The sequence below is a fragment of the Kitasatospora sp. NPDC004745 genome, from assembly GCF_042873275.1.
GTDB lineage: Bacteria > Actinomycetota > Actinomycetes > Streptomycetales > Streptomycetaceae > Kitasatospora.
In genome coordinates this window covers 520,087-544,437 of the sequence record NZ_JBIALK010000001.1, presented here as the reverse complement: position 1 = coordinate 544,437, position 24,351 = coordinate 520,087, and the positions used below count along the sequence as shown (strand labels likewise).

At 73.5% G+C, this 24,351-nt stretch carries 24 protein-coding genes and 1 riboswitch; of the genes, 8 read left to right on the top strand and 16 right to left on the bottom strand.

Features of this window, described 5'->3' with window-relative positions; genetic code table 11:
* Nucleotides 1–60: 60 nt before the first annotated feature.
* Nucleotides 61–1,446, top strand: coding sequence for an 8-oxoguanine deaminase (locus ACFYUY_RS02485; protein WP_360213970.1), 1,386 nt, complete (start codon nt 61–63; stop codon nt 1,444–1,446).
* 273 nt (nt 1,447–1,719) lie between these two features.
* Here the strand turns inward: ACFYUY_RS02485 and ACFYUY_RS02480 are convergent, their stop codons facing one another.
* Entirely contained in the window at nt 1,720–2,970 is a 1,251-nt protein-coding gene (locus tag ACFYUY_RS02480; protein ID WP_387897243.1) for an MFS transporter, read from the bottom strand.
* 55 nt (nt 2,971–3,025) lie between these two features.
* Here ACFYUY_RS02480 and ACFYUY_RS02475 point away from each other — a divergent pair, with 55 nt between their 5' ends.
* Complete coding sequence (locus ACFYUY_RS02475) at nt 3,026–4,045, top strand: ArsR/SmtB family transcription factor (RefSeq protein ID WP_387897241.1); 1,020 nt, start codon at nt 3,026–3,028, stop codon at nt 4,043–4,045.
* A gap of 212 nt (nt 4,046–4,257) precedes the next feature.
* Here the strand turns inward: ACFYUY_RS02475 and ACFYUY_RS02470 are convergent, their stop codons facing one another.
* A complete protein-coding gene (locus ACFYUY_RS02470; RefSeq protein WP_387897239.1) occupies nt 4,258–4,659 on the bottom strand; it encodes a gamma-glutamylcyclotransferase in 402 nt (133 codons plus the stop codon).
* Between the two features lie 145 nt (nt 4,660–4,804).
* Nucleotides 4,805–6,457, bottom strand: coding sequence for a malate synthase A (aceB, locus tag ACFYUY_RS02465; RefSeq protein ID WP_387897237.1), 1,653 nt, complete (start codon nt 6,455–6,457; stop codon nt 4,805–4,807).
* Nucleotides 6,458–6,645: 188 nt separating this feature from the next.
* Here aceB and ACFYUY_RS02460 point away from each other — a divergent pair, with 188 nt between their 5' ends.
* Together ACFYUY_RS02460 and ACFYUY_RS02455 are read left to right on the top strand one after the other, a co-directional pair.
* Nucleotides 6,646–7,443, top strand: a complete 798-nt coding sequence (locus ACFYUY_RS02460; protein WP_387897235.1) for an IclR family transcriptional regulator — start codon at nt 6,646–6,648, stop codon at nt 7,441–7,443.
* Between the two features lie 244 nt (nt 7,444–7,687).
* Nucleotides 7,688–8,260: a hypothetical protein gene (locus ACFYUY_RS02455; protein ID WP_360213958.1), complete on the top strand. Its 573-nt coding sequence runs from the start codon at nt 7,688–7,690 to the stop codon at nt 8,258–8,260.
* 131 nt (nt 8,261–8,391) lie between these two features.
* Here ACFYUY_RS02455 and ACFYUY_RS02450 read toward each other — a convergent pair whose 3' ends face one another.
* Nucleotides 8,392–9,660 (bottom strand): hypothetical protein, encoded by a 1,269-nt coding sequence (locus tag ACFYUY_RS02450; protein ID WP_387897233.1) that lies wholly within the window; start codon nt 9,658–9,660, stop codon nt 8,392–8,394.
* 8 nt (nt 9,661–9,668) lie between these two features.
* A riboswitch (cyclic di-AMP (ydaO/yuaA leader) is annotated at nt 9,669–9,827 on the bottom strand.
* 444 nt (nt 9,828–10,271) lie between these two features.
* On the opposite strand from ACFYUY_RS02450, the gene ACFYUY_RS02445 reads away from it, so the two are divergent.
* A complete protein-coding gene (locus tag ACFYUY_RS02445; protein WP_360213953.1) occupies nt 10,272–10,601 on the top strand; it encodes a MoaF N-terminal domain-containing protein in 330 nt (109 codons plus the stop codon).
* Between the two features lie 125 nt (nt 10,602–10,726).
* On the opposite strand, the gene ACFYUY_RS02440 is transcribed toward ACFYUY_RS02445, so the two are convergent.
* Nucleotides 10,727–11,869: an alpha/beta hydrolase-fold protein gene (locus ACFYUY_RS02440; protein ID WP_360213951.1), complete on the bottom strand. Its 1,143-nt coding sequence runs from the start codon at nt 11,867–11,869 to the stop codon at nt 10,727–10,729.
* 391 nt (nt 11,870–12,260) lie between these two features.
* Between ACFYUY_RS02440 and ACFYUY_RS02435 the strand changes: the two genes are divergently transcribed.
* Complete coding sequence (locus ACFYUY_RS02435; protein WP_387897231.1) at nt 12,261–12,698, top strand: PPOX class F420-dependent oxidoreductase; 438 nt, start codon at nt 12,261–12,263, stop codon at nt 12,696–12,698.
* A 71-nt stretch (nt 12,699–12,769) separates the two neighbouring features.
* Here the strand turns inward: ACFYUY_RS02435 and ACFYUY_RS02430 are convergent, their stop codons facing one another.
* The gene (locus ACFYUY_RS02430) at nt 12,770–13,390 is read right to left on the bottom strand and encodes a TetR/AcrR family transcriptional regulator (RefSeq protein WP_387897229.1); all 621 of its coding nucleotides are present in this window, start codon (nt 13,388–13,390) and stop codon (nt 12,770–12,772) included.
* A gap of 138 nt (nt 13,391–13,528) precedes the next feature.
* Between ACFYUY_RS02430 and ACFYUY_RS02425 the strand changes: the two genes are divergently transcribed.
* Nucleotides 13,529–14,293 carry an SDR family NAD(P)-dependent oxidoreductase gene (locus ACFYUY_RS02425; protein ID WP_387897227.1) on the top strand — a complete coding sequence of 255 codons (765 nt, stop codon included), beginning with the start codon at nt 13,529–13,531 and terminating at the stop codon, nt 14,291–14,293.
* Nucleotides 14,294–14,451: 158 nt separating this feature from the next.
* On the opposite strand, the gene ACFYUY_RS02420 is transcribed toward ACFYUY_RS02425, so the two are convergent.
* The 5 genes from ACFYUY_RS02420 to ACFYUY_RS02400 all read right to left on the bottom strand — a co-directional run bounded on the left by ACFYUY_RS02420 (nt 14,452) and on the right by ACFYUY_RS02400 (nt 18,044).
* Nucleotides 14,452–15,039 carry a GNAT family N-acetyltransferase gene (locus ACFYUY_RS02420; protein ID WP_387897225.1) on the bottom strand — a complete coding sequence of 196 codons (588 nt, stop codon included), beginning with the start codon at nt 15,037–15,039 and terminating at the stop codon, nt 14,452–14,454.
* A gap of 100 nt (nt 15,040–15,139) precedes the next feature.
* On the bottom strand, nt 15,140–16,090 hold the full coding sequence (locus ACFYUY_RS02415) for a phosphotriesterase (RefSeq protein WP_387897223.1): 951 nt from the start codon (nt 16,088–16,090) through the stop codon (nt 15,140–15,142).
* Nucleotides 16,087–16,617: a carboxymuconolactone decarboxylase family protein gene (locus tag ACFYUY_RS02410; protein WP_387897221.1), complete on the bottom strand. Its 531-nt coding sequence runs from the start codon at nt 16,615–16,617 to the stop codon at nt 16,087–16,089. Before ACFYUY_RS02410 ends, ACFYUY_RS02415 begins: the two co-directional genes overlap by 4 nt.
* Before the next feature lie 16 nt (nt 16,618–16,633).
* Nucleotides 16,634–17,290 carry a DUF4865 family protein gene (locus tag ACFYUY_RS02405; RefSeq protein WP_360213937.1) on the bottom strand — a complete coding sequence of 219 codons (657 nt, stop codon included), beginning with the start codon at nt 17,288–17,290 and terminating at the stop codon, nt 16,634–16,636.
* Nucleotides 17,291–17,477: 187 nt separating this feature from the next.
* Entirely contained in the window at nt 17,478–18,044 is a 567-nt protein-coding gene (locus ACFYUY_RS02400; RefSeq protein ID WP_360213935.1) for a TetR/AcrR family transcriptional regulator, read from the bottom strand.
* 374 nt (nt 18,045–18,418) lie between these two features.
* On the opposite strand from ACFYUY_RS02400, the gene ACFYUY_RS02395 reads away from it, so the two are divergent.
* A complete protein-coding gene (locus ACFYUY_RS02395) occupies nt 18,419–19,408 on the top strand; it encodes an aldo/keto reductase (protein WP_387897219.1) in 990 nt (329 codons plus the stop codon).
* Between the two features lie 145 nt (nt 19,409–19,553).
* Here the strand turns inward: ACFYUY_RS02395 and ACFYUY_RS02390 are convergent, their stop codons facing one another.
* The 5 genes from ACFYUY_RS02390 to ACFYUY_RS02370 form a co-directional block, all read right to left on the bottom strand.
* Nucleotides 19,554–20,627, bottom strand: a complete 1,074-nt coding sequence (locus tag ACFYUY_RS02390) for an LLM class flavin-dependent oxidoreductase (protein ID WP_387897218.1) — start codon at nt 20,625–20,627, stop codon at nt 19,554–19,556.
* A 3-nt stretch (nt 20,628–20,630) separates the two neighbouring features.
* The gene (locus tag ACFYUY_RS02385) at nt 20,631–21,536 is read right to left on the bottom strand and encodes an ABC transporter substrate-binding protein (RefSeq protein WP_387897217.1); all 906 of its coding nucleotides are present in this window, start codon (nt 21,534–21,536) and stop codon (nt 20,631–20,633) included.
* Between the two features lie 89 nt (nt 21,537–21,625).
* Nucleotides 21,626–22,372, bottom strand: a complete 747-nt coding sequence (locus ACFYUY_RS02380) for an ABC transporter ATP-binding protein (RefSeq protein WP_387897216.1) — start codon at nt 22,370–22,372, stop codon at nt 21,626–21,628.
* Nucleotides 22,369–23,175, bottom strand: coding sequence for an ABC transporter permease (locus tag ACFYUY_RS02375; RefSeq protein WP_387897506.1), 807 nt, complete (start codon nt 23,173–23,175; stop codon nt 22,369–22,371). The genes ACFYUY_RS02380 and ACFYUY_RS02375 overlap by 4 nt, the downstream gene beginning before the upstream one ends.
* A gap of 140 nt (nt 23,176–23,315) precedes the next feature.
* Complete coding sequence (locus ACFYUY_RS02370; protein WP_360213925.1) at nt 23,316–24,344, bottom strand: NrtA/SsuA/CpmA family ABC transporter substrate-binding protein; 1,029 nt, start codon at nt 24,342–24,344, stop codon at nt 23,316–23,318.
* Nucleotides 24,345–24,351: the final 7 nt, after the last annotated feature.

Sequence of the window (24,351 nt, the reverse complement as noted above, 5' to 3'; positions counted from 1 at the left end):
GGAGGGGCGCACGCCGCTCGACCTGCGCCCCTCCCGGCCCTCCCCCATAGGAGTAACACCATGGCAGTCCAGCCCCCGCCCGCCGACCAGCGGATCGTCATCGAGAACGTCGCGATCGCGACCGTCGACGCCAACGACACCGAGTACGCCCGCGGCCACGTGGTCATCCTCGGCAACCGGATCGAGTCGGTCGGCGACGGCCCCGCCCCCCAGTGGCTGGACAACGTGGTGCGCCGGATCAACGGCGAGGGCCACCTGATCACCCCCGGCCTGGTCAACACCCACCACCACTTCTACCAGTGGATCACCCGCGGCCTCGCCCAGGACGACATCCTCTTCGACTGGCTCGTCGCCCTCTACCCGACCTGGGCCCGGATCGACGAGAAGCTCGTCCACGCCGCCAGCCAGGGCTCCGCCGCCGCGCTCCTGAAGTCCGGCTGCACCACCGCCTCCGACCACCACTACGTGTTCCCCAAGGACGGCGGCGACGTCCTCGGCGCCTCCATCGAGGCCGTCCAGGAGCTCGGCCTGCGCTTCACCGCGCTGCGCGGCTCGATGGACCGCAGCAAGAAGGACGGCGGCCTGCCGCCGGACCACGCGGTCGAGAAGCTCGACGACATCCTGGCCGCCTCCGAGGCCGCCGTGGACCGCTACCACGACTCCTCGTTCGGCTCGATGCTGCACGTCGCCATCGCGCCCTGCTCGCCCTTCTCCGTCTCCACCGACCTGCTGCGGATGTCCGCCGAACTCGCCCGCCGCAAGGGCGTCCGGCTGCACACCCACGGCTCGGAGACCGCCGAGGAGGAGCAGTTCTGCAAGGAGCTGTTCGGCATGGGCCCGACCGACTACTTCGAGTCCGTCGGCTGGCTCGGCGAGGACGTCTGGATGGCGCACTGCGTCCACATGAACGACTCCGACATCGCCAAGTTCGCCGAGACCGGCACCGGCGTCGCCCACTGCCCGTCCTCCAACGCCCGCCTCGCCGCCGGCATCGCCCGCGTCCCCGACATGCTCAAGGCCGGTGTCCCGGTCGGCCTCGGCGTGGACGGCACCGCCTCCAACGAGTCCGGCGAGCTCGGCACCGAACTGCGCAACGCCCTGCTGATCAACCGCCTGCACGGCTACCCGACCGCCCTCACCGGCCGCCAGGCGCTGCGCCTGGGCACCATGGGCGGCGCCCGGGTGCTCGGCCGCCAGAACGAGATCGGCTCGATCGAGGCCGGCAAGCTCGCCGACCTCGCGCTGTGGAAGGTCGACGGGGTCATGCACTCCTCCATCGCCGACCCGGTCGCCGCGCTCACCCTCGGCGCCCTGCCGCCGCTGGCCGTCCTCTTCGTCAACGGCAACGCCGTCGTCGAGAAGGGCGAGCTCACCACCGTCAACGAGGACCGGATCGCCCGCGCCTGCGCCCGCGCCGCCAAGGAGCTCGCCGCCCGACCCGTGTGACACCCCACGAACTCCGGGCCGCCCAGGGACGGTGCGTGACCCGGACTCCGCGGACCGGCCCCTCGGGCCGGCGAGCGGACCGCGGCCCCGGATCCACGGCGAGGGTTCGGGGCCGCGGCGTGTCTCCGACCCGCTCCCACCCCCGTGAGGAGCGGGTCGGACGATCTGTGGGGGCCCGGGGGCGCTCTCGCGTGCGGGGGCCGGTTCCCCTCCGGGTGCCCACTCCCCGGGGGCCGCTTCCCCGAGGTCGCTTTCCCGAGGTCGCTTTCCCGGTCAGTGGACGGCGGCCGGCCGCGCCGCGCGCCGGGTGACCACCGGGAGCGCGGTGCCCGCGAGGACGAACAGCCCCGCCAGGACCACCCAGCCCGCCACGCCGTGGTCGACCACGGTCAGGGCCACCACCAGCGGGCCGATCACGTGGGCCGCCGCCTGGCCGCTCATGAACACGCCCTGGTACTCGCCGTGGGCGCGCGGATCGGCCAGGTCCAGGCTCAGGGTCCAGCCGCCCGCGGAGGTGAGGAGCTCACCGAGGCTGTGCACCAGCGCCCCGGCCAGGACCACCCCCGCCGCCAGAGCGGCCGAACCGTGCCGGGCCGCCGCGTAGCACAGGCAGCCGACCGCCAGCAGCAGGGCGCCCCGGGCGCAGGCCCGGGCCGCCGAGCGGACGTCGCCCACACCACGGCTCGCCCGGACCTGGAACACCACCACCAGCAGGCAGTTGACCACGTCGACCGCCGCGACCACCGCCGCCGGCGCCTCCGTCGCGAGCACGATCCACAACGGGATCGCCACGGTGAGCACCGGCAGTTGGAGCTCCAGCACAGCGTGCAGCGCGGTGACGAGCAGGTAGCGGCGGTCGCGCAGCGCCGTCCGCCGTCGCGCCACCGGAGCCTTCGCGTAACCATCCTGACGATTCGTCAGCTTTTCGTCGGGCAGACCCGCCAGCAACGCCGTCGCCCCCAGGAAGGTCACGGCGTCCAGGGCCATCACGGTGACGTACCCGGCGTAGCTGTCGGCCTGCAGCGCCAGCGCCGCACCACTGGAACCGATCACCAGCCCCGCGTTCATCACCGAGCGCAGCAGCGCCCGCGAGCGCACCTGGCTCTCGGCGGGCAGCGTCCGGGCGATCAGCGCGCTGCGCACCGCCGCCGCACCGCGCTCCAGCACCGTCGCCACGCAGGCCAGCGCCACGAAGGCGGCGAAGGAGTGCACGAAGGCGTAGCCGAGGACGGCGAGCGCCTCCAGCGGCCCGACCACCAGCAACAGCCGACGGCTGCCGACCCGGTCGGCCAGCCGGCCCATCGGCACCCCGGCGCACACCCCGCAGACGCCGGCCACGCTCAGCCCCAGCGCCACCCGACCGGGGGTCAGGCCCACCGAACGGGTCAGGAACAGCACGGCGACCGTGACGAACAGGCCGTTGCCGATGGTGTTCACCAGGCTCATCAGGGCGAGCCTGCGCAGCAGTGGATCGGCCGGCAGCAGCCAGCGGACGGCGGAGCGGCGCACCGCGGTGGAGGTCATGGCAGTAGGACAGCGGGCTTCCCAGCGCGGCGGAACTCTTTTACCGTTACGGTCAATGTTCGAGTTCCACTTGGGCGTCGACGACCTCGCCGCCACCTGGTTCGGCTACTCCGCCCTGCAGGAGGCGGTGTTGAGCCTGCGCGCCCGCCGCTCGCCCGGCCGCTACCCCGAGCAGCAGCCGTGGATCGCCGGCTGGCAGGACCGCTACGAGACGCTGGACACCGCGCTGTTGGAGGCGATGATCGCTCCGGTCGGCTTCGTACCGGACTTCCTCACACCGCGTCCGCTCGGCCCCCGCCCCGACTTCGCCGCCGAGTTGGCGCGTCTGGCGGCCACCCCCGCGGAGGTGGTGCGGGCCGACGTGCTGGAGGCGTACCGCGGCGGCGGGAACCCCAGCCCGCTGCCGCCGGCGCTGGCCGCACTGATCGACGACCCGGTGGAGCTGGCCGGACGGACGGCCGAGGCCCTGGACGCCTACTGGACGCAGTGCCTCGCCCCGGCCTGGTGGCCGCGCGCCCGGTCGGTCCTCGAGGCGGACATCGCCTACCGGGGGCGAATGCTCTCGGAGCGCGGGGCGGAGGGCCTGTTCGCCGACCTGGACACCAGGCTGACCTGGCACGCCGGGGTACTGCGGCTCGTCGACCCGCACCCGGCGGTGAAGGCGGTGGGCACCACGGTCGACGTCGCCGGCCGGGGGCTGGTGCTGATACCGACGCTGTTCGGGCTGGGCGCGCAGACCGACGTCACCCAGGCGGGGCCGCCGCTGGTCTGCTACCCGGCGCGCGGCAAGGCGACCATGGCGGAGGGGCTGGGCACCCGGCGGCCGGCCCGGGCGGACGCGGCGCTGGCGGGGCTGATCGGGGCGCCGCGGGCCCGGCTGCTGGCGATGCTGGCGACCCCGGCGAGCACCACGGAGCTGGCGCAGCGGCTCGGGGTCACCCCGGGCGCGGTCAGCCGCCACCTCGGCGCGCTCGCCTCGGCGGGTCTGCTGGACCGCACCCGGCACGGCCACCGCGTCCTGTACCGGCGCAACGGGCTGGGCGACGCGTTGGTGGAGGGCGGGGGCGGCGGGTGACGGGGGCGGCCGCGGTCGCTGCGGGGCGGGGCGGCGGCTGCGGGGCGGGTGACAGCGTTCGGCGAACAGATTTCAGCTGACAACTTTCATCATCTGTTATCTGTCGGCTGTCATCTGTCTGCTGTTATCCGTCGACTGTCACCTGTTCGCCGCCGGCTGCCCACCCCGCGCCCGGCACGCCCCGGACACCCGGACACCTCGGACGCCTCGCCTCAGGCCGTGCGGCCCAGCGTGGCGAGGTAGGCCCGCCAGCCGCCGTGGTGGGTGATCTCGCGGTGGACGCCCCGCTCCAGCTCACCGCGGGCGAGCAGCATGGACAGGCACGCGGAGCCGTCCTCCAACTTGATCACGCCGAGCTCCAGCTCGCGCGGCTCGCCGGGGAGGATGACGTCGCGCAGGTGGTCCAGGGAGATGTCGTACAGCTCGCCCACGATCGCGCTGTCGACGCCGGAGTCGGCCAGCAGGCCGGGGCAGACGTCCTTCTCCCCGTCGACGTCGATGGCGAAGAACCGGTAGCCGGGGGCCGTACGGGCCGGGCCGACCAGCGCGTCGGCGACCTTGGCGTGGAAGGGGCCGCCGACCATGGCCTGGCCGTTGAAGAAGATGCGTGCCACGGGTGAACTCCTCACCGGGAAGGGCCGTCCCGTACGACGACGAGAGGACAGGTGGATTCGTCGCCGTACGGAACGGAGCAATGGGCCGGCGGGACTGCTACAGCCTGGCAGGCGGCAGCGGTGGCGTCGGCGGATAGATTGAGGCTCAGCCCAGCAGGGGGAGCGCGGGGAGGGTCAGGAAGTCCGCGAACTCCTCGGCCAGGGCGACCTGTTCGAAGAGCTGGGCGGCCTCGCGCCAGCGGCCGCCGGCGTAGGCGTCCTCGCCCAGTTCGGCCCGGAGCTCGGCCAGCTCGGTGGCGACCAGGGTGCGGACCAGCTCTGCGGTGGCCTTCTCGCCGGTGTCGGTCAGGACGACGCCGTTGTGGATCCACTGCCAGATCTGCGAGCGGGAGATCTCGGCGGTGGCCGCGTCCTCCATCATGTTGAAGATGCCGACCGCGCCGAGGCCGCGCAGCCAGGCCTCGATGTAGCGGACGCCGACCTGGACGGCGTTGTGCAGGCCGGCACGGGTGCAGGTGCCGCCGGCGCCGGCAATGTCGAGCAGCTGGGCGGCGGTGACGGGCTCGGCCGGGCCGGGGTCGTCCTTCTGGTTGGGACGCTCGCCGAGCACCGCGTCGAAGCAGGCGCGGGCGACCGGCACCAGGTCGGGGTGGGCGACCCAGGAGCCGTCGAACCCGTTGCCGGCCTCACGGTCCTTGTCCGCCTTGACCTTCTCCAGGGCGGCGGCGTTGACCTCGGGGTCCTTGCGGCTGGGGATGAACGCGGCCATGCCGCCGATCGCGTGGGCGCCGCGGCGGTGGCAGGTCTGCACCAGCAGCCGGGTGTAGGCGGCCATGAACGGCGAGGCCATGGTGACGGTGTTGCGGTCCGGCAGGATGTAGTGCTCGCCGGCGTCGCGGAAGTTCTTGACGATCGAGAACAGGTAGTCCCAGCGTCCGGCGTTGAGGCCGGCGGCGTGGTCGCGCAGTTCGTGGAGGATCTCGTCCATCTCGAACGCGGCGGTGATGGTCTCGATCAGGACGGTGGCCCGGATGGTGCCGTGCGGGATGCCGAGCCGCTCCTGGGCGTGGGTGAAGACGTCGTTCCAGAGCCGGGCCTCGAGGTGGCTCTCGGTCTTCGGCAGGTAGAAGTACGGGCCGGAGTTCGGGTCCTCGGCGCCCTTGGCGATCAGCCGCGCGGCGTTGTGGAAGAAGTACAGGCCGAAGTCGAGGAAGGCGCCGGCCACCGGGGTGCCGTCGACGAGGAGGTGCGTCTCGTCGAGGTGCCAGCCGCGCGGGCGGACCACGACGGTGGCGAGTTCCGCGGCGGGCTTGAGCGCGTAGGACTTGCCGGCCGGGGTGGTGAAGTCGATGCGGCCCTCGAAGGCGTCGATCAGGTTGATCTGGCCGCTGACCACGTTCTCCCAGGTCGGGGAGGTGGCGTCCTCGAAGTCGGCGAGCCAGATCCGCGCCCCGGAGTTGAGGGCGTTGATGACCATCTTGCGGTCGGTGGGGCCGGTGATCTCGACCCGGCGGTCCTGGAGGGCGCGGGGCGCCTCGGCGACCTTCCAGTCGCCGGCCCGGACGTCGGCGGTCTCGGGGAGGAAGTCCAGCGTGCCGGCCTGCGCGATCTCCGCCCGGCGCGTCTTCCGTCGGGCCAGGAGTTCCTGTCGGCGCGCCTCGAACGTGCGGTGGAGGCCCACGACGAAGGCGACGGCCTCCGGGGTGAGCACCTCCTCCGCCCGGTGGACGCGCGGACCGGCGACAGTGACGACCGGAGCGGCGGGAGAGGCGCCGACGGGTCCCTGATCTGTAGCCATGGGCAGGACACTCCTAAGCGGTTGAGCCTGGCGAAGGGAGCTCCGGTGGGAACTTCCTTGATCGGAACCCACCTGTCGGCGGGTTCGATTCTGTAAGGTGGAGACTAGTTTCCGCGATACAGAATTTCAACGGTTTGTTGATGTGATCGCCGGGACTCTACTCCTCCCCGACAGCGAAGGGAACGCCGGTGGTTGCGACCCCCGACACAGCATCGACGACGGGCACCGACCGCGCGAGCGGCGGCGTGCAGTCCGTCGAGCGCGCCTTCCAGCTCCTGGAGGCGCTGGCCGACTCCGGCGGTGTCGCCACGCTCAGCGAGCTCTCCACCAGCTCCGGCCTGCCGATGCCGACCATCCACCGCCTGGTTCGTACCCTCGTCCAGCAGGGCTATGTGCGCCAGGACACCACGCGCCGCTACACCCTCGGCCCCCGGCTGATCCGCCTCGGCGAGACGGCCGGCCGCCTGCTCGGCAGCTGGGCCCGCCCCTACCTGGCCGAACTCATGGAGGCCACCGGCGAGACCGCCAACCTGGCGGTGCTGGAGGGCGGCGAGGTGGTCTACGTCGGGCAGGTGCAGTCGCGGCGATCGATGCGGATGTTCACCGAGGTCGGCCGGCGGGTGCAGCCGCACTGCACCGGCGTCGGCAAGGCGTTGCTCGCCCAGCTGCCCGAGGAGGAGGCGCGCGCGGTGCTCGGCCCCAACCCGCTGCCCGCGCACACCGAGTACACCGTCACCGACCCGCAGGAGCTGCTGGAGCAGCTCGCCGAGGCGCGCGAGCGCGGCTACGTGGTCGACGACCAGGAGCAGGAGATCGGCGTGCGCTGCATCGCGCTCGCCGTACCGGGCGCGCCCACGCCCACCGCGCTCTCCGTCTCCGGCCCCGAGGCCCGGATCCGCGCGCTGGAGGAGCAGGCCGGCGCCTCCGCGCTCGTCCCGGTGATGCACCACATCGCGGCCCGGCTGGGGCAGGTCCTGGCTCCCTGACCGGACCATGTGCCCCGCCCGGCGCGCCGGAGGCCGGGCGGACGGACCCCTGGTGCGCCGCAGGCCGGACGGCACCCCGGTGCGCCGGAGGTCCGACGGGCCGACTTCCGGTGCACCGGTGCGCCCGTCCAGGCGAACGGCTGGCGGGTTGTCCGGGCCCCCGGCGGCCGCCCCGCCACCCTGGGTGCGGGCGCGGCGCGCGACGGCGCGGGCCGCCGGAGCGCAAGGGCACGGGTGAGTCGCGATGGAACGCAGGAGCACGGGGCGTCGGGGATCCGGCGGGGTCGGTGGGGCCGGGCTGGTCGCCGTGGTGGCGGCGGGTTGCGCGGTGGCGGTGCTGGCCGCCGGGCCGTCCTGGGCGCTGCGCCGCCCCGAGCCGCGGCCGGTGGTGGACGTCGGCGCGGCCCTGGTCAAGCCCTCGAACTCCGACCTGGAGGTGGTCCGGATCGACCCGGACCCCGCTCCGCCCGGTGGCAGCACGACGATCCACGCATTCGTCGGGAACGGCGGCCCCGACACCACCGCCTCGCCGTTCACCGTCGTGGTCACCCTGCCGGAGGGGGTCACCCCCGAGGAGCCGTTCTTCCCCGAGGACTGCGAGGTGTTCCAGAACGGCCACCGGGTGCGCTGCGTCTTCCCCGCGGGGCTGAAGTCGGGGCGCAGCGCGACCGCGCTCGTCCCGGTCCGTCTCTCCCCCGACCTCCCGCTCGGCACCCTCCAGGGCGGCTGGGTCGCGGTGCGCGGCGCGGACGACAAGGACGAGACCAACAACCGGAAGCCGTTCGAGATCAGGGTGGTCGAGACGACCAACGACTGAGCCGGTACGCCCGAGCGCCCGGGGCCGAGTGGTCGGCCCCGGGCGCTCGGGCGTCAGCAGCCGGGAACGGGCTGCCGGCGGTGATCACGTGAGCCGTCGGGCCCGAGCGGCTGGGCCCGACGGCTCACGCGTCAGCGGTAGACCCGGACGTAGTCCGCGGCCATGCTGAGCGGCGTGGTCCCCTGCGGCGCCGGGTGGTACTGCCCCGCGCACACCGAGAGGTTGAGGATCAGGTACGCCGACCAGTTGGCGCCGACGCCCTTGCCGTCCGAGAAGACCTTGACGCCGTTGACGTACCAGTCGACCGAGTTGGCGCCGTAGTAGGTGCCGATCGTCACCCACTGGTCCTTCGCGACGGCACCGGCGTCGGTGTAGTACTTGGCGTTGCCGGGGTTGACGTGGTTGGTCAGCTCCAGCAGGTTCGGGTTGTCGGGGTGGTACTCGAAGGAGTCGATCTCCCCGTTGCCGTTCTTCCAGGTCCACAGGGCCGGCCAGGCACCGGAACCGGACGGCAGCTTGACCCGGGTCTCGGCGTAGTCGCCGGTCTTGACCTGGAAGCCCTCGCTGGAGCCCTCGGTGGTCAGGAAGCCCGCGTTCCAGGCCTGCTTGCCGTTCTCCAGGGTGGTGCCGCTCGGCGCGGCCGTGAAGGTGGCGACCCCGTTGGCGACGCTGACGTTGTTCTTGTTCAGCAGGTCGAGCTTGTTGTCGTCCGGGTTGTGGTTCCCGTACCTGTAGGCGGTGCTCTTGTCACCGACCCAGCGCGAGCCCCAGGTGATCGAGCTGTTGAACTCGTCGGACCAGGTCAGCGCCTTGCCCGCGACCGGGGAGGCCGGGGTGCCCGCCGAGGGGCTCGCCGTGGCACCGGGGGTGCTGGTGGGGGACGGCGTCGGGGTGGCGGTGGGGGTCGCGGTGGGAGCCGGGGTCGGGGTCGCCGTGCCGGAGACCACCAGCTGCTGCGAGGGCAGGTTGTGCCAGGCGCCGCCGAGGTCCTGCCAGAAGCCGAACTGGCTGTACGTCCCGGCCGGCAGCGCGCGGGCACCGCTGGTGAAGGACAGCCCGCTCGGGCAGATCTGCACGTTGGAGAGGTTGCCGGGGAAGTCCAGGTTGGTGCCGCGCGCGTCGCGCACGCCCACACCCACCGTCTTCGCGGTGACGCAGGCCGAGGAGTGGACGGTCAGCGAGGCGGTGGCGGCCTTGTTGGCGACCATCGTCGCGGGGGCCAGCCGGTCCTGGGTGACGGTCGGGGTGGTGGCGGCGTGGGCGGCGACGGTCGCCGGGAGGCCCAGCAGACCGGCACCGCTGACGGCGACCGCCCCGGTGGCGGCGAGGGCGGCGAAGCGGCCCCGGTGGGCCGGGCGGGCGTGGCGCGGCGTGCGGCGCCGGAGGGCAGGCTGGTGCATGGGGTGTCCTCTGCGACGCCTGCGAGGTGAGCTGTCGGGTTCGGGCTGCAGTTGCCCGGCCGCCGGTGGGAGCGGCTTCACCCCTAGCCGCGACCCGCACGCGGGAGAGCGTGCGGGCCGGGCGCTGACCTTGGTTCCCCCGCTCCCGTCCACTGTGGTCCTCGGTTGCCCGCCGGCGGGTGGACGGGACTCGGCGTCCCGGCGGCGGGGTCCGCGTGGCGGACGGCCGTTGCAGGCTAGGCAGACCGTCCGTGAACGGACAACTCTGCCGGGCGGGTTGTCGCGCAGCTCACAGTGGTGTCGATCAACGACGCTGCGTGGCGGTCGAGTTGATCATCCCCTCGGCCGAGCCGGGCGTCCATTCGACTCCCGGCCTGCGCCGCCGGCGCCCGGCGACCGGAGGACGGCTCGCCGGTGCCGCCGAGGGACGTCCGGCGGGCGCCCGCCCGGTGCGCCCTCCGGCGCGGCCGACTCCCCCGGCCGCGCCCGGCACAACTGCACCCGCCGGGCTCGCCCGGTCGGATAAATTGGAGGTCCGACATCTTCCGCAGTGCACAAGACCCCACGGACCACCCGTGCGCACCCCACCGGGAACGAGGTACCGCCCCACCATGACCGCGCCCCTGCCCGCCTTCGCCGGCCGCACCTACCTCTTCCGGGCCGACAACGGCGCGGCCTTCCGCAACGCCTACTCGGCCGACGGCACGCGGCTGCGCTGGGAGGGCCTCGGCGAGTCCGCGGGCCAGTGGGAGGACGTGCGGCTGCACGTCGCCGAGGTGGCGCCGGAGATCTACTTCGTCAGCTGGACGGAGCAGAGCGGGATCACCGTCAGCCACGTGATGGACCTCGGCAGGCTGACGGTCCGCGCCTTCTGGACATTCGAGGGCGAGGGCGGCCGGGTGGGCGAGCTGCACACCGGGACCCTGGAGCGGGTGGCCTGACCGATCGGTCCGGGCGGTCCGGCCGGGGGCCGCTGCGGTCCGGGGCCGTTGCGGTCCGGAGCCGTTGCGGTCAGGGGTCGGTCGGGCCTGGGCCGGGCTCGGGCCTGGGCCGGTCGGACCGGGGCTCAGACGGTCTGGTTGGGCACCTTGAGGTGCTGGGACAGCCACTCGAGCGAGGAGGGCAGCAGCGCGCTCCACGTCTCGAAGTTGTGGCCGCCGTTCTCCAGCATGCTGTAGGACACCTTCATCGGGTCCTTCACCGCGTCGACGAAGGCCTCGGTCTCGCGCCGGTAGTCGCCGTCGCCCTTCTTGGTGCCGGCGAGGAGCACGGACACCTTCGGCTGCGGCAGGTTCTTCAGCCGCCACAACAGGTTCGCCTCGTTGCGGCGCTGGCTGCTGCCGCCGAACAGGTCCCCCGTGGTCGGGTCGTCCGCCGCGTCGTAGTAGGCGGAGAGCGCGACGGCCGTCGGGAAGACGTCGGGGTGGCGCATGGCCAGCTTGAGCGCGCAGTAGCCACCGGTGGAGTTGCCCATGAAGGCCCAGGCCTGTGGGTCCGCGGAGACCCGGTAGCTCGCCTGGATCGCCGAGGGGACGTCCTTGGTGAAGTACGTGTCGGACTGCGCGCCGCCCGGGATGTCCTCGCACTCGGTGTCCTGCGGCAGGGCGGGCGAGGGGCGCACCAGGACCATGACGGTCGGCTGCATCCGGCCCTCCTGGAGCAGCTTGAGCGCCGCGCCGGGGTAGTTGAAGCGCGTGATCAGGTTCTCGGCGATCCCCGGGAACCCGGTGCTCACGATCACCGCCGGGAACTGCTTCTGCGCGTACTCCGGCTGGAAGTACTGCGGCGGCAGGTAGACGTAGCCCTCGGTGGAGAGGCGGCTGACCGCGCCGTCGATCCGCACCTTGCGGATCTCCCCCGACTGGGCGGGCTCGCGGCCCATCGCGCCGCCGCCCTTGACGGAGGCGTGGCCGATCGTCTCCACGAGCAGGCGCCCGGAGGCGTCCGCCTTGTTGTGAATGACCACCGGTCCGGTGTCGCCGGTGCCCAGCAGGTCGTCCCAACTGCTGTAGAAAGCGAAGTAGTTGTTGGCCACCAGGCCGAGCGCGGCGAGCACCGCGAGCTGGGTCGCGAGCAGTGCGCCGATCCTCCCCAGGACCGCCTGCCAGGTCGCTCTCGCGAGTCTGGGCCAGAGCCAGACCGTGCCGGCCATCATCACGACGGCGATCAATACGGTCAGCGCCAACACCTTGTGGCTCGTCAGACCCATGTCCTGCTTGCTCCCACGCCTCGAACTCCAGTCCCCTCCGCTGGGGACATCCGAGGAGGTCACCCCGGTTCCCCCCGCCGGGGCGCGAGGATCAACCCTAGCGTCCGGCTGGGAGAAGGCTGACGACGGCTGGGAGGTCACGGGGAGTCTGCTGGTCGTTTCCGGGTGACAGATGACAGGTGACAGAGTTTGAAATCTGTTATCTGTTATCTGTCGTCTGAAATCTGTCAGCTGTCAGCTGTTGACACCACGTGGGCGGACCGGGCCGGCGGGATGGCGGACGACGGCCACGGCCCGGCGCCGACCGTCGCCGCCCTACCGACACGCCGGCCACGCACCCCCTACCCTGAGCGTGCATCAGGTCGAGACGGACCGACACGGAAGGCGACCCATGGGCGGCTGGACGGACGACATCCGGGCACGGGTGCGGGAGCCCCGGATCTGGTACGTGGCGACCACCGGGGCGGACGGAGCCCCGCACGTCACGCCGATGTGGGTGGACCTGGCGGGCGACCGGGTGTTCTTCAACACCACCGTCGGGCGGGTCAAGGAGCGCAACCTCCGCCACGACCCCCGGCTCTGCCTCTCCCACGCCGATCCGGACGACCCGTACGACCGCGTCCAGATCCACGGCCGGGCCGTGGAGTTCGTGACCGGCGAGGCGGCGGACCGCCAGCTGGACCGCCTGGCCCGGAAGTACCTCGGCTCGGAGCGCTACGAGTGGGGCGTGCCGGGCGAACGGCGCGTCACCGTGTTCGTCGAGCCCACCCGGATCCGCCGGGTCGTGGGGGTCGAACCACTGCCGGCCGCCGCCCGCCGGAGCGACTGACACGCCGGAGCGGGCCGGCGGGGGGTTCGGGGGTGTAGCGGCGCCGGGGCGGAGCCACGCCCCCGGGGGCTTCAGGACACCCGTTCCCAGAGCCGCAAACCGGCCGTGAGCTCCCGCATGCAGCGCGCGCCGAGGTGCTGCGGGGAGTCCGGGCCGGTGGCGGGCGCGTCGGAGGAGGCCCACTGCTCCAGGGCCACCCGGATCGCCGCGGTCGCGGCGGCGGCGGCCAGCCGGATCTCCAGCGGATCGGTGCCCGCCGGGCAGCGCTCGGCGAGGACGGCGCGCAGCCGCGCCTCGGAGTCGGCGTGGACGCGCTGCCAGGTGCCGTCCAGCCGCGGGTCGCGCAGCAGGCTGCGGGTCCACCGCATCATCTCGGCGCCCGCCTCGTCGACCGGCGTCAGCGACACCGCCGCCGCACTCTCCAGCGCCTCGCGCAGCGGCAGTCCGGCCGGGCTCTCGGCGAGCCGGTCGACCCACTGCCGTCCGCCCGCCGCGAGCAGCGGGGCCACGGCGTCCTCCTTGACCGAGAAGTACCGGTAGAAGGTGCGCAGCGAGATCCCCGCGGCGAGGGCGATCTCCTCGGCGGTGGTGGCCTCCGCCCCCTTGTCGGCGAAGAGCGCGGCGGCGGTGCGGGCGATGTCGAGCCGGGTGGCGTCACGGCGGCGCTGGGTGAGGGTCGGGCGTCCGGTCACGAGGGTCAGCCTACGCGGGACTGCGCCAGGTCGGCACGCCCTGGCCACATGGCTCGACAAGCCTTATTGGCACGTTATGCCACCTAGGCGTACCGTGTCCCTTGAGGTCGAGAGACCACGAACGAACGGAGTACCACCATGGAGCGCTTCAGCGGACGGAACGTCCTGATCACCGGCGGCGGCTCAGGCATCGGCCAGGCGACCGTGCACCGGATCCTCGCCGAGGGCGGACGGGTCGTCGCCGTCGACGTCGACGAGGACGGCCTGAAGAGGACCCTGGACCGCGCCACCACCGACGGGGTCGCGGACCGGCTGACCATCCAGGTCCTGGACATCTCGGACGAGCCGGCCGTCGTCACCGGCGTGGCCGCGGCGGTCGCCGGCCTCGGCGGGCTGGACGTCCTGGTGAACGCGGCGGGCATCCTCCGCTCCTCGCACACCCACGAGACCACCCTGGACTTCTGGAACCGGCTCCTCGCGGTCAACCTCACCGGCACCTTCCTGATGACCCGCGAGGCGCTCCCCGCCCTGCTCGCGGGCGGCAAGGGCGTGGTGGTCAACTTCAGCTCCACCTCGGCGAGCTTCGCCCACCCCTACATGGCCGCGTACGCCGCCACCAAGGGCGGCATCCAGTCCTTCACGCACGCCATCGCCGCCGAGTACGCCAAGCAGGGGCTGCGGGCGGTCTGCGTCGCTCCGGGCAGCATCGACAGCGGCATGACCAACGACCCCGGCCTGCCCTCCGACGCCGACTTCAGCCTGCTGGCCAAGCTCTCCCCCGCCCTCGGTCAGGGCTTCGCCGGCCCGGAGACGGTGGCCGGGGTGATCGCGATGCTGGCCTCCGAGGACGGCGCCTTCGTCACCGGCACCGAGCTCCGCATCGACGGCGGCACGCACATGTGACACGCCGGGCCGCCGGTTCCCCGCCGCGCGGAACGGACGCGCCAGGCCCGCGTCGCTCCCCCGAGGGGGCGGCGCGGGCCCGGCGGCGCGTGCTGGCGGGGGTGGCTGGCGAGGGTGGCTGGCAGGGGGCGCGTGAGGTCGCCGGGGTGGCTCGGCGGTCAGGTCAGGGGCTTGGCCATGACGATCTCGCGCACGCCCGTGACCGCGTCGGCACCGGTGTCCGGGGCCGTGTGGGCGTCGGTGCCCGCGGCCGGGGCCGTGCCGGCGTCCGCGGCAGCGTCCGTACCGGGGCACACGGTGAAGCCGTGCCGGCGGTACAGGGCGAGCGCGGGCTCGTTCCCGGCCAGCACGGCGAGACGCAGCACGGTGCCCCCGGACGCCCGGGCCCAGCGCTCGACCTCCGCGATGAGCAGGTCTGCGACGCCCCGTCCGCGCGCCTGCGGCCCGACCCACACCGAGCGCAGCTCCCGCACGCCGTCCGGCCCCGGGACACCGTCCGCCAGGCCGATCGGGGTGCCGTTCGGGCCGCCCGGGCGCTCCGGACCGTCAGCGCCACCACCGGTCAGCAGGGCCGCCACGTGGTGCGCTCCCGGCAGGTGCAGTCGGGCCCGCCACCGCTCCTCGCCGCCGTGCCGCCAGTCCGCCAGGCGGGGCCGGAAGGCGTGCGGCGCGTCGGTGAGGGAGGCGAGGCGGAGGTCCCGCCACAGCGGCCAGTCGTCGGTCGTGAGGATCCGCAAGGTCACCATGGCGGTCACGGTAGTTCGCCGGGCGACGGGTGGACGGCCGCACCGCTTGGTGCCCGTCCGCGCCGGGGCGCGTGGTCAGGCATGCGGTCAGGGCGTGCGGTCAGGGCGTGCGCCAGTCGGCGGCGAAGGCTGCGGCCGGGTTGGTGACGAGGAGGAGCTCGGGCAGCTCGGGGCCGAACTCCCGGGCCAGCCTCGGTGCGAGGGCGGTCAGCAGGTGGGTGGGACCGGGAGCGTGCCGGGCGGACCTGGTGGTGGTGTCCCCGCCGAGCAGGAGCTGTCCGGCGTAGCCCGCCTCGGCGAGGGCGGCGATGGTGTCGAAGAGGTGGTGGTCGGTCGCGTGGTTGGCCCGTGAGGGGCCGTCCAGCGCGATGTAGGCGCCGGTGGCGGCGAGTTCGCGGTGCAGCCGCAGGTCGGGGAAGCGGTTGAGGTGGCCGAGCAGGACGTGTCGCGGCGCCACGCCGTGCCGGTCGCAGAGCAGGTCCACCACGTCCGGTGCGGCGGTGCCCAGTTCGTGGTGGACGGCGATCGGCGCGCCGGTCGCGTGGTGGGCCTGCGCCGCCGCCGCCAGGACCCGCCGGGTGTGTTCGGCCAGGCCGTGGTACTCGCCCGCAACCTTGATCAGCCCCGCCCGGACCCCCACGGGTGCTCCCGGCAAGCCGGTGGTGAGCTCTCTGGTGAAGCGCTCGGCGAGCCCGTCGTAGCGGGCGCCCAGGGTGTCCAGGTCGTAGTGGGCCGCCTGGTGCATGCCGGTGGCGGCGACCACGTGGACGCCGGTCGTCCGGGAGAGCCCGGCGAGGGAGTCCGCCCCGCGGCCCATGCCGTGCGGGGTCCACTGGACGAGGGAGCGGCCGCCGGCCGCGGCGAAGGCTCGCAGGACCTCCTCGGCGGCTGCCGGGTCGTCCAGTTCCTGCCCGGGCAGCAGCGGACTGCGCAGGAAGAGGTGGTCGTGGGAGTCGGTGACGCCGAGTTCGGCGGGGTCGAGGTCGCCGAGAACGGTGCGGACGGTTCGGGCGGTGCGGGCCGTCCGGTCGGTACCGACGGACGGGCTCATGCGGGCGCCCCTTCCGGCGTCGCGGCCTCGGCGAAGGTCGCGGTGGCGACGCGCAGTCCGGCCAGGGCCTTGGGGACGCCGACGTACGGGGCCAGGTGGACGATGACCTCGACGACCTCCTCCCTGGTCATGCCGATCCGCAGGCTGTTGCGGACGTGGTCGGCGAGCTGGGGCTCCACGCCGCCGAGGGCGGTGAGGGCGGCGAGGTTGGCCACCTGGCGGTCGCGCAGGGCGAGGCCGGGGCGCTGGTAGGTGCCACCGAACAGGCTGGTGACGATCCAGTCGGGGAAGCCGGGGGCGAGGCCGTCCAGACCGCCCAGGGTGGCTGCGGCGACCGGGCCCGCGAGTTCGGCGAGGAGGGCGTAACCGGCCTCGCGGTCCAACGGGGCCGGGGTGAGGTCGGCGGGCGTCATCGTCGCGGGGGTGGTCGGGGGGCCGGCCGTGGGACCGGTCCCGGGGGTGGTCGGGGGTGTGGTCGGGGGCGTGGCGGCGGGACCGGTCGGGGCGGTGCTAGGGGAGGTGGTCACGGGTTGAGGAAACCTTTCACCAGTGGCGGCCGCTGGGCAGCCGGTCGAGTTCGGGGCGGGACAGGTGCAGCACCCGGTAGCGGATGCCGGGGGCGTCGTCCGGGGCCGGGCCGTGCCGGAGGGTGAACCGCACCAGCTCCCAGCGGCTCGGGTCCACGGCGACGGCGGCGGTGTGCAGGGCCGACCAGCCGGCGGAACCGCCGTATCGGGCGGGGTCCGCGACGTCGGCCAGGGCCTGCCGGACCGCCTCGGCCGGGTCGGCGGACTCCGGCAGCCGGACGGTGTGGAGGGTCGCGCTGGTCGGAGGCGTGGCGTTCGTGACCGGCACGGTCGCGCCGCCCGGCGTCGGGGCCGCGCCGGTGGTGGCCGCCGGGCCGTGCACCAGACCGGCGCCGAGCCAGTGCCGCACGACGGGGCGGCCGAAGTCCGCGCTCAGACCGCGGAAGCCCGGGCCCCAGAGGAAGCCGTTCATCCCCTCGGCGGTGCGCCAGAGGTAGAACGGCGCGTAGGCGTTGACCGGCGAACCGTCCTGTCCGCGCTCGCGGACCAGGTACGCCTTGAGGCCGAGGCCGGGGTGGTCGTCGAGCAGGTGGCCCTTGTCGGCGACGCGCTTGTGGATGATCCCCATGTCGTAGTCGGCGGGGAGGGTGATCTCGTACTGCATGGCGTGCACGGCGAGCTCCTCGGGTCGGTGGGCTGGCGGCGACCGGGTCTCCGGGCCGGGTCCGCACGCCGGGTCTCCGCGCCGTACGAAGGTGGCGGGACGACGCGGCGGACGGACGCGCGGGAGGGGCGTGCTGGAGGGGCCGGACGGGCGGTGCCACCGGCCCGCCCACAGGGTCCGTCCGGACGCCCGCGGATCAGGCCGTGCGCCGTGCGGCGAGCAGGCCGAGCGCCCCGCGGACGGCCTGCTCGAAGGGCTCGGCACTGCCGGCCGCGCGCGCCAGCACGTAGCCGCCCTGGACGACGGCGACCACGGCGGCGGCGGTGTCGGCCGGGTCGAGGCCGGGTGTGAGCTCGCCGGCGGCCTGCCCCTCGGCGACCAGGCCGGCGATCCGCCCGCGCAGCCAGTCGAAGGTCTCCTCGACGGGTCCGCGCAGCTCGGGATCCGCGATGACGTCCGGGTCCTGGGCCATCCGACCGATCCGGCAGCCGCGCAGCACGTCGCGGTCGCGCCGCAGGTAGGCGGCGATGCGGTCGTACGCGCTGCCCGGCGAGGCGAGGTCCGCCTCGGCGACGCCGCGCATCTGCTCGGCACTGCGGCGCAGGGCGGCGGCGGCGAGGTCGGGTTTGCCGGTGAAGTGGTGGTACATGCTGCCCTGGCCGACGCCGGCGCGCTGCTGGATCGCCTTGGGGCTGGTGCCGACGTAGCCGCGCTCCCAGAGGAGCGACTGGGTGCTCTCGATGAGACGGTCCTGGGTGCTCATGCGGATCACTGTACATACCAGTAGGTACAGAATCCAGGGTTTGCCCGATCTCCACCGTCGACCGCGCCGGGGACGAGCCTCACGGCCGGGCCACCCGGACCGCCCGGACCGAGCCGGACCGAGCCGGGGAGCGCCCGGGAAGCGCCCGAGGACCGTGCGCCGCCCCCCGGCGGCCACGGCCCCTCGACGGTCCGTCTCCCCCTCCCCTCCGAGCGGCATTCCGTCGCGACCGGTGGCGCGCGTCACGCCACCTCCCCCGAGGCGACCCTGACGCCCCGCCAGGGCCGCTCGCCCGGGCCGCCGCGAGCACGGGCGCCGGCCGAACACGAGGCAAGGGGCTTGATCCACCGCGGGCGACTGGCAGGATGTCCGGCATGAGCTACCTCGCGGCGGATGACCGCTATGCCTCGATGACGTACCGCAAGGCCGGCCGCAGCGGGGTCCGGCTGCCGGCCGTCTCGCTCGGCCTCTGGCACAACTTCGGCGACGCCCAGCCGCTGGAGGTCCAGCGGGCGGTGCTGCGCCGGGCCTTCGACCGGGGCGTCACCCACTTCGACCTCGCGAACAACTACGGCCCGCCGTACGGCAGCGCGGAGCGCAACTTCGGCTACCTGTTCGCCCAGGACTTCCGCCCGTACCGGGACGAGCTCTTCATCGCGAGCAAGGCCGGCTGGGACATGTGGCCCGGCCCGTACGGCGACGGCGGCAGCCGCAAGTACCTGCTGGCCAGCCTGGACCAGTCGCTGGACCGGATGGGGCTCGACTACGTCGACGTCTTCTACTCGCACCGCTACGACCCGGACACCCCGCTCGAGGAGACGATGGGCGCGCTCGACAGCGCGGTGCGCTCGGGCAAGGCGCTGTACGCCGCGATCTCCAACTACCCGGCCGAGAAGCACCGGGAGGCCGTGGCGATCCTGCGCGAGCTGGGCACGCCGGCCCTGCTGAACCAGTCGGCCTACTCGATCCTCAACCGCTCCGTGGAGGAGGGCGTGCTGGACGCGGTGGGCGACACCCAGACCAGCCTGATCGCCTACTCGCCGCTGGCCCAGGGGCTGCTGACCGACCGCTACCTGTCGGGAGAGGTGCCGACGGGATCGCGGATGTCGGTCGGGAAGTTCCTGACCGAAGAGGCGCTCAGCGGGCCGAAGCTGGAGCGGCTGCGGGCGCTCGCCAAGGTCGCCGAGCGGCGCGGGCAGACGCTGGCCCAGCTGGCCCTGTCCTGGGTGCTGCGCGATCCGCGGGTGGCCTCGGTCATCATCGGCGCGAGCAGCGTGGCCCAACTGGACCAGAACATCGACGCGCTGGCCGGCGGTCCGCTGACGACGGAGGAGCTGGCGGAGATCGACCGGCTGAGTCTCTGAGTGCGGGAACGACTGACAACTGACAGCTGACAGATTTCATCATCTGTCAGCTGTCAGTTGTCATCTGTTCGCCGTCATCTGTTCGCTGCCACCTGCCACCTGTCGGCTGTCGACTTCCAGGCGTCAAGCGGCCGTCCGTCAGCACTCAGCGGCGGATCCCCAGGGCAGGCAGAACCGTTTCTGCAACTCGGTGGGCCTCCTCCAGCAACGGGTTGCCGGAGAGGATGAAGGTGTCGACGCCCAGCGACTCGAACTCCTGCAGCCGCTCGACCACCTGGGCCGTCGAGCCGACCACCGCGGTGCCGGGGCCCGGGCGGAACAGGCTCATTCCCGGCCACAGGTTCGGATGGGTCTCCAGCTCCCGGGCCCGCGCGGGAACCCTGCCGCCGTGCTGGCGGAACTGCCGCTGCCAGCCCACGCCGTCCTCCCCCTTGGCGCCGCCCAGCTGGCGGGCGTAGGTCGCCTCGCTGGTGACGTCGAGCAACCGGTCGGCCGCCGCCCAGGCCTCGTCCTCGGTGTCGCGGACGATCAGGTGCAGCCGCAGTCCGATCCGCAGCGTCCGGCCGTGTGCCGCGGCCCGCTCGCGGACGAGGTCCAGCTTCTCCTTCAGCAGGTGCGGCGGTTCGCCCCAGGTCAGGTAGACGTCCACGTGCTCGGCCGCCATCTCGATGCCGGCCGCCGAACTGCCGCCGAACCACAGCGGGATGCCGCCCGGCTGGACGGGCGTGAGCTCCCGCAGGCTCGCACCCGCGTTCTTCAGGTCGTAGAACTCCCCCTTGTGGTCGAACACTTCGCCCGCGGTCAAGCGCTTGACGATCGACCAGTACTCGCCGCTCAGCCGGTAGCGGTCGTCGTGCTCGACGTCCAGCCCGTACTCGCGCAGCTGCGCCGTCGACCCGTTGACCACGTTGAACCTCAGCCGGCCGCCGTGCAGGTGGTCGAAGCTGAGCGCCATCTTCGCCAGCAGGGTCGGCGAGACCAGCCCCGGGTGGACGGCCAGCAGGGGCTTGAAGGCCGGGGTGGTCGCCGCCGCGACCGCACTGCCGAGCGTCCACACGTCATGGAGATCGGTCGCGAACAGGGCTCCCGTGTAGCCCAAGCGCTCGACGCTGCCGGCCAGTTGCTGGAGGTAGCGCAGGTCGACGGGGCGACGGCCGGCCGGCTCCCAGGGGTAGTGCCCCTCGCGCGGGATGACGTACCAGAGGACTTCGGAGGCCACGGTTCAGACCGCCTTGGCGAGCGCGGCGGCCACCGGTGCCTCCAGTGCGGGCAGATGGGCGTCGGCGACGGTCAGCTCGCGGTCGACGAAGCCCACCGCGTGGAAGATGTCCGCGGCCTCCTGCTGCTCCGCGACGAACGCGGCGGAGGCGGGCTCCAGCCGCCAGGGCAGCGAGGACAGGGCCACCTCCCAGTCGGCCGGCGAACCGCCCAGGTCCTCCGCGGCGATCCGGGCCGCCTCGGCCGGGTGGGCGGCCACCCAGGCGTCCGCACGGGCCAGCGCGGCGGCGATCGCCGCGACCACCTCGGGGCGGTCGGCCGCGAACTCGCGGCGGGTGAAGAAGACGGAGCGGTCGGTGATGACGTCGCCGGTGCGCACCAGCTCGCGGAAGTCCCCGCTGCGGCGGGCCGCGGCGAGTTCCGCGCCCTGGGCGATCCAGCCGGCGATCTCGCCGGCGCGCAGCCGCGCGGCCTGGTCCTCGCCGGGCGCCGGACGCACCGGGGTGACGTCCTGACCGTACGAGAGACCGTGGGCGCGCAGGGCCTTGGCGAGCAGGTGGGTCTGCCAGGAGCCGACGCCGAGCACGACAGTGCCGCCCGCGAGGTCCGCCACCGTCCGGACCGGGCCGGCGTCCAGCACCAGCAGGGGCCCGTGGTCGGGGCGGGGAGCGGACACCGCAGCGTAGGCGATGTCGTGGCCGGCCGCCTGGGCCGTGACCGGCGGCGTGGAGCCGGTTCCGCCGAAGTCGATGGTGCCCTCGGCGAGCAGGGCGCCGGTTCGGGTGCCGTCGGTGTAGCGGTGGAAGGCGCCGGCCTCCCCGAGCGGGGCCAGTTCCTCGTCCAGGTAGGGAAGTCGGGCGAGGTAGTAGAGCGAGGGGTTGCTGGCGTGGACACCGAGGGTGACGGTCATCTGGTCAACTCCGTTGATGCGGTGTGGTGTTGTTCGATCCTGGTGGCGGTCGACCGCGGAGGTGGCGGCGGACCGGTGGGCGGGGCGGGTCAGTGGACCCCGAGGTCGGCGAGCAGTCGACGGCGCAGGTCGGCGAAGGCCGGGTCGGCCGGGTCCCGCGGGTGCTCGACGGCGACCTGCTCGTCCCGGACGAGTCGGCCCTCGCGCAGGACGGCCACCCGGTCGGCGAGCCGGACGGCCTCGTCGACGTCATGGGTGACCAGCAGCACCGCCGGGCGGTGGCGCCGGACCAGGTCACCGACCAGGTCCTGCATGCGCAGCCGGGTCAGCGCGTCCAGAGCGGCGAACGGCTCGTCCAGGAGCAGCAGTTGGGGTTCGCGTACGAGCGCCCTGGCCAGGGCGACGCGTTGCGCCTCCCCACCGGACAGGGTGGCCGGCCAGGCCTCGGCGTGCTTGTCCAGGCCGACCTCGGCGAGCGCCTTCAAGCCTGTCCCGCGCGTCGTGGCGCCACCCGGCAGGCCGATCGTGACGTTGGCCAGCACCCGCCTGGAGGGGATGAGTCGGGGCTCCTGGAAGACCACCGTACGGACCGGCGGGACGAGCACCGTGCCCTCGTCGGCCTGGTCCAGTGCCCCGAGGATGCGCAGCAGGGTGGTCTTGCCCGTGCCGCTGGCGCCCAGCAGGGCGACGAACTCGCCGCGGGCGATCGAGAGGTCGACGCCGTCGAGGACGGCCCTGGTGCCGAACACCCGGCGCAGGCCGCGCAGATGAACGGCGGGGGCGGCAGGACGGGCAGAAGCGGCAGCGGCCGGGGGAAGGGCCTGGGTCGTGCTCATCGGGCGGCTCCCTGGACGGCCTGGCGCCAGGGCATCAGCACCCGCTCCAGGATGCGCACGACACCGTCGGCGGTGAGTCCGAGCAGTCCGTAGATCAGGATGCAGACCGCGAGGACGTCGGTCCTCGAGTAGTTCTGTGCCTGGGCCATCAAGTAGCCGATTCCTTCAGTGGAGTTGATCTCCTCGGCGGCGATCAGCGCGATCACGCTGAGCGTCATGGACAACCGCAGCCCGGAGAGCAGTGCGGGCAGCGCTCCGGGCAGGACGACGGTGCGCACGATCGCCCAGCGGCCGAGTCCGAAGCTGCGCATCGCCTCGACCAGCTTGCGATCCGTGGTGCGCACACCCCCGGAGGCGGAGACGTACATCGGGAAGCTGGTGGCCACCCCGATCAGGGCGACCTTCGCCGTCTCGGTGATGCCGAACCACACCATGAACAACGGCACCAGCGCCAGGAAGGGGACGGTTCGCAGGACCTGGATCGCGGAGTCGAGCAGCTCCTCACCGAGGCGGGTGAACCCGGTGAGCACGCCGAGCACCAGCCCCGCACCGGCGCCGAGCAGCAGGCCGAGGCCGGCCCGGGTGAGGGAGACCGTGAGGGCGTCGACGAGCTGGCCGTTGCCCCACAACTCGCCGACGGCCTCGGCCACCTGGGCCGGCGACGCGAGGACGTCCGGAGTGAGCGCACCGGTGGCGGAGGCGACGGCCCAGCCGCCGAGCAGGGCGAGCGGCCCCAGGGTGCGTAGAGTCACGGCGAGGGCTCGCGGGCGGGGCCGCTGCCGGACGGCCCGCGGGGTGACCAGTCCGACGGGCTGGGCGGGGTCGACGGGCTGAGCGGGGCCGGCCGGGTCGGCGGCTCCGGCGGGGTCGGCGGCTCCGGCGGGGTCGGCGGCTCCGCCGGGCGGGAGTGGTGCGCCGGGTGTGCGGCCGGGTGCGGCGGTGGTCACTTGGCACCCCCGCCGAGCTTGTCGATGTCGATCAGGTACGGCTTGACGTCCACGAGTTGCTTGGTGACCTTCTGGTCGGCGAAGAAGCGGGCGACGGTGGCGAAGCGCGCGGTGTCGGCCTCGGTGATGGCGCCGGCCGGGGCGCTCTGGGCGCTGACCTTCACCGCGACGTCCTTCTCGGCGGGGGTGACGGCGGTGGGGCCGGAGTCGGTGAAGACGTTGAGGTAGGCCGCCGGGTCAGCCTTCTCCTTGAGACCGTTCTCCCGGAGGTAGTCGTAGAAGGTCCTGACCACGTCCGGGTGCTTGTCGGCGAAACCGGTGCGCACGGCCCAGACCGCGTAGTTGTCGGATCCGACCTCCTTCCCGTCGACCAGGAAGTGCGCCGCGGAGTTGGCGATGGCGGGGGTGGAGAAGGTGTTCCAGGTCGCCCAGGCGTCCACCTGGCCGGAGTTGAAGACGCCTGCCGTCTGGTCGGCGCGCAGGTAGACCCGTTCGACCTTGTCGGCCGGGACTCCGCTCTTCTCCAGCGCCTTGAGCAGCAGGTACTCGCTGGTGCCGCCCTGGGAGACCGCGACCTTGCGGCCGACCAGGTCCTGCACGGTCCTGATGGGCGAGTCGTTCTTCACCAGGATGCCCTCGCCGACGCCGTCGGGGTCGGTGCGGGCGAACAGCTTGAAGCCGGGCTTCTGGGCCAGTGCGGCGACGGCCGAGGTGATCGAGCCCTGGGCCACGTCTAGCTGGTCGGCGGACAGCGCCTGCGCGGCGGGGGCGAACGGGCCGGCGCTGCCGGTCCAGGCGACCTTGGCGTGGACGGCGGCCAGGGCCCGGTCCAGGGAGCCGTCCTTCTTCCCGCGGGCGAGGAACCCGTTGTTGCCCGGGTCGGGCAGGCGCAGCACGATGTCGACCCTGTCGCCGGCCCCGCCGCCGGCGGAGGCCTTGGCGCCGTCTGCGGACGAGCCGCAGGCGGCCAGGGCGGTGGTGGCGAGCAGCGCTGCGGCGGCCAGGGCGAGGCGGGAGGTGTTCACGGGGGTC

Excerpts from the sequence above, each read along its gene's own strand:
- ACFYUY_RS02485 (WP_360213970.1), top strand. The coding sequence starts at position 61 with ATGGCAGTCCAGCCCCCGCCCGCCGACCAGCGGATCGTCATCGAGAAC.
- ACFYUY_RS02480 (WP_387897243.1), bottom strand. The coding sequence starts at position 2,970 with ATGACCTCCACCGCGGTGCGCCGCTCCGCCGTCCGCTGGCTGCTGCCG.
- ACFYUY_RS02475 (WP_387897241.1), top strand. The coding sequence starts at position 3,026 with ATGTTCGAGTTCCACTTGGGCGTCGACGACCTCGCCGCCACCTGGTTC.
- aceB (WP_387897237.1), bottom strand. The coding sequence starts at position 6,457 with ATGGCTACAGATCAGGGACCCGTCGGCGCCTCTCCCGCCGCTCCGGTC.
- ACFYUY_RS02455 (WP_360213958.1), top strand. The coding sequence starts at position 7,688 with ATGGAACGCAGGAGCACGGGGCGTCGGGGATCCGGCGGGGTCGGTGGG.
- ACFYUY_RS02450 (WP_387897233.1), bottom strand. The coding sequence starts at position 9,660 with ATGCACCAGCCTGCCCTCCGGCGCCGCACGCCGCGCCACGCCCGCCCG.
- ACFYUY_RS02445 (WP_360213953.1), top strand. The coding sequence starts at position 10,272 with ATGACCGCGCCCCTGCCCGCCTTCGCCGGCCGCACCTACCTCTTCCGG.
- ACFYUY_RS02440 (WP_360213951.1), bottom strand. The coding sequence starts at position 11,869 with ATGGGTCTGACGAGCCACAAGGTGTTGGCGCTGACCGTATTGATCGCC.
- ACFYUY_RS02435 (WP_387897231.1), top strand. The coding sequence starts at position 12,261 with ATGGGCGGCTGGACGGACGACATCCGGGCACGGGTGCGGGAGCCCCGG.
- ACFYUY_RS02425 (WP_387897227.1), top strand. The coding sequence starts at position 13,529 with ATGGAGCGCTTCAGCGGACGGAACGTCCTGATCACCGGCGGCGGCTCA.
- ACFYUY_RS02420 (WP_387897225.1), bottom strand. The coding sequence starts at position 15,039 with ATGGTGACCTTGCGGATCCTCACGACCGACGACTGGCCGCTGTGGCGG.
- ACFYUY_RS02415 (WP_387897223.1), bottom strand. The coding sequence starts at position 16,090 with ATGAGCCCGTCCGTCGGTACCGACCGGACGGCCCGCACCGCCCGAACC.
- ACFYUY_RS02400 (WP_360213935.1), bottom strand. The coding sequence starts at position 18,044 with ATGAGCACCCAGGACCGTCTCATCGAGAGCACCCAGTCGCTCCTCTGG.
- ACFYUY_RS02395 (WP_387897219.1), top strand. The coding sequence starts at position 18,419 with ATGAGCTACCTCGCGGCGGATGACCGCTATGCCTCGATGACGTACCGC.
- ACFYUY_RS02385 (WP_387897217.1), bottom strand. The coding sequence starts at position 21,536 with ATGACCGTCACCCTCGGTGTCCACGCCAGCAACCCCTCGCTCTACTAC.
- ACFYUY_RS02380 (WP_387897216.1), bottom strand. The coding sequence starts at position 22,372 with ATGAGCACGACCCAGGCCCTTCCCCCGGCCGCTGCCGCTTCTGCCCGT.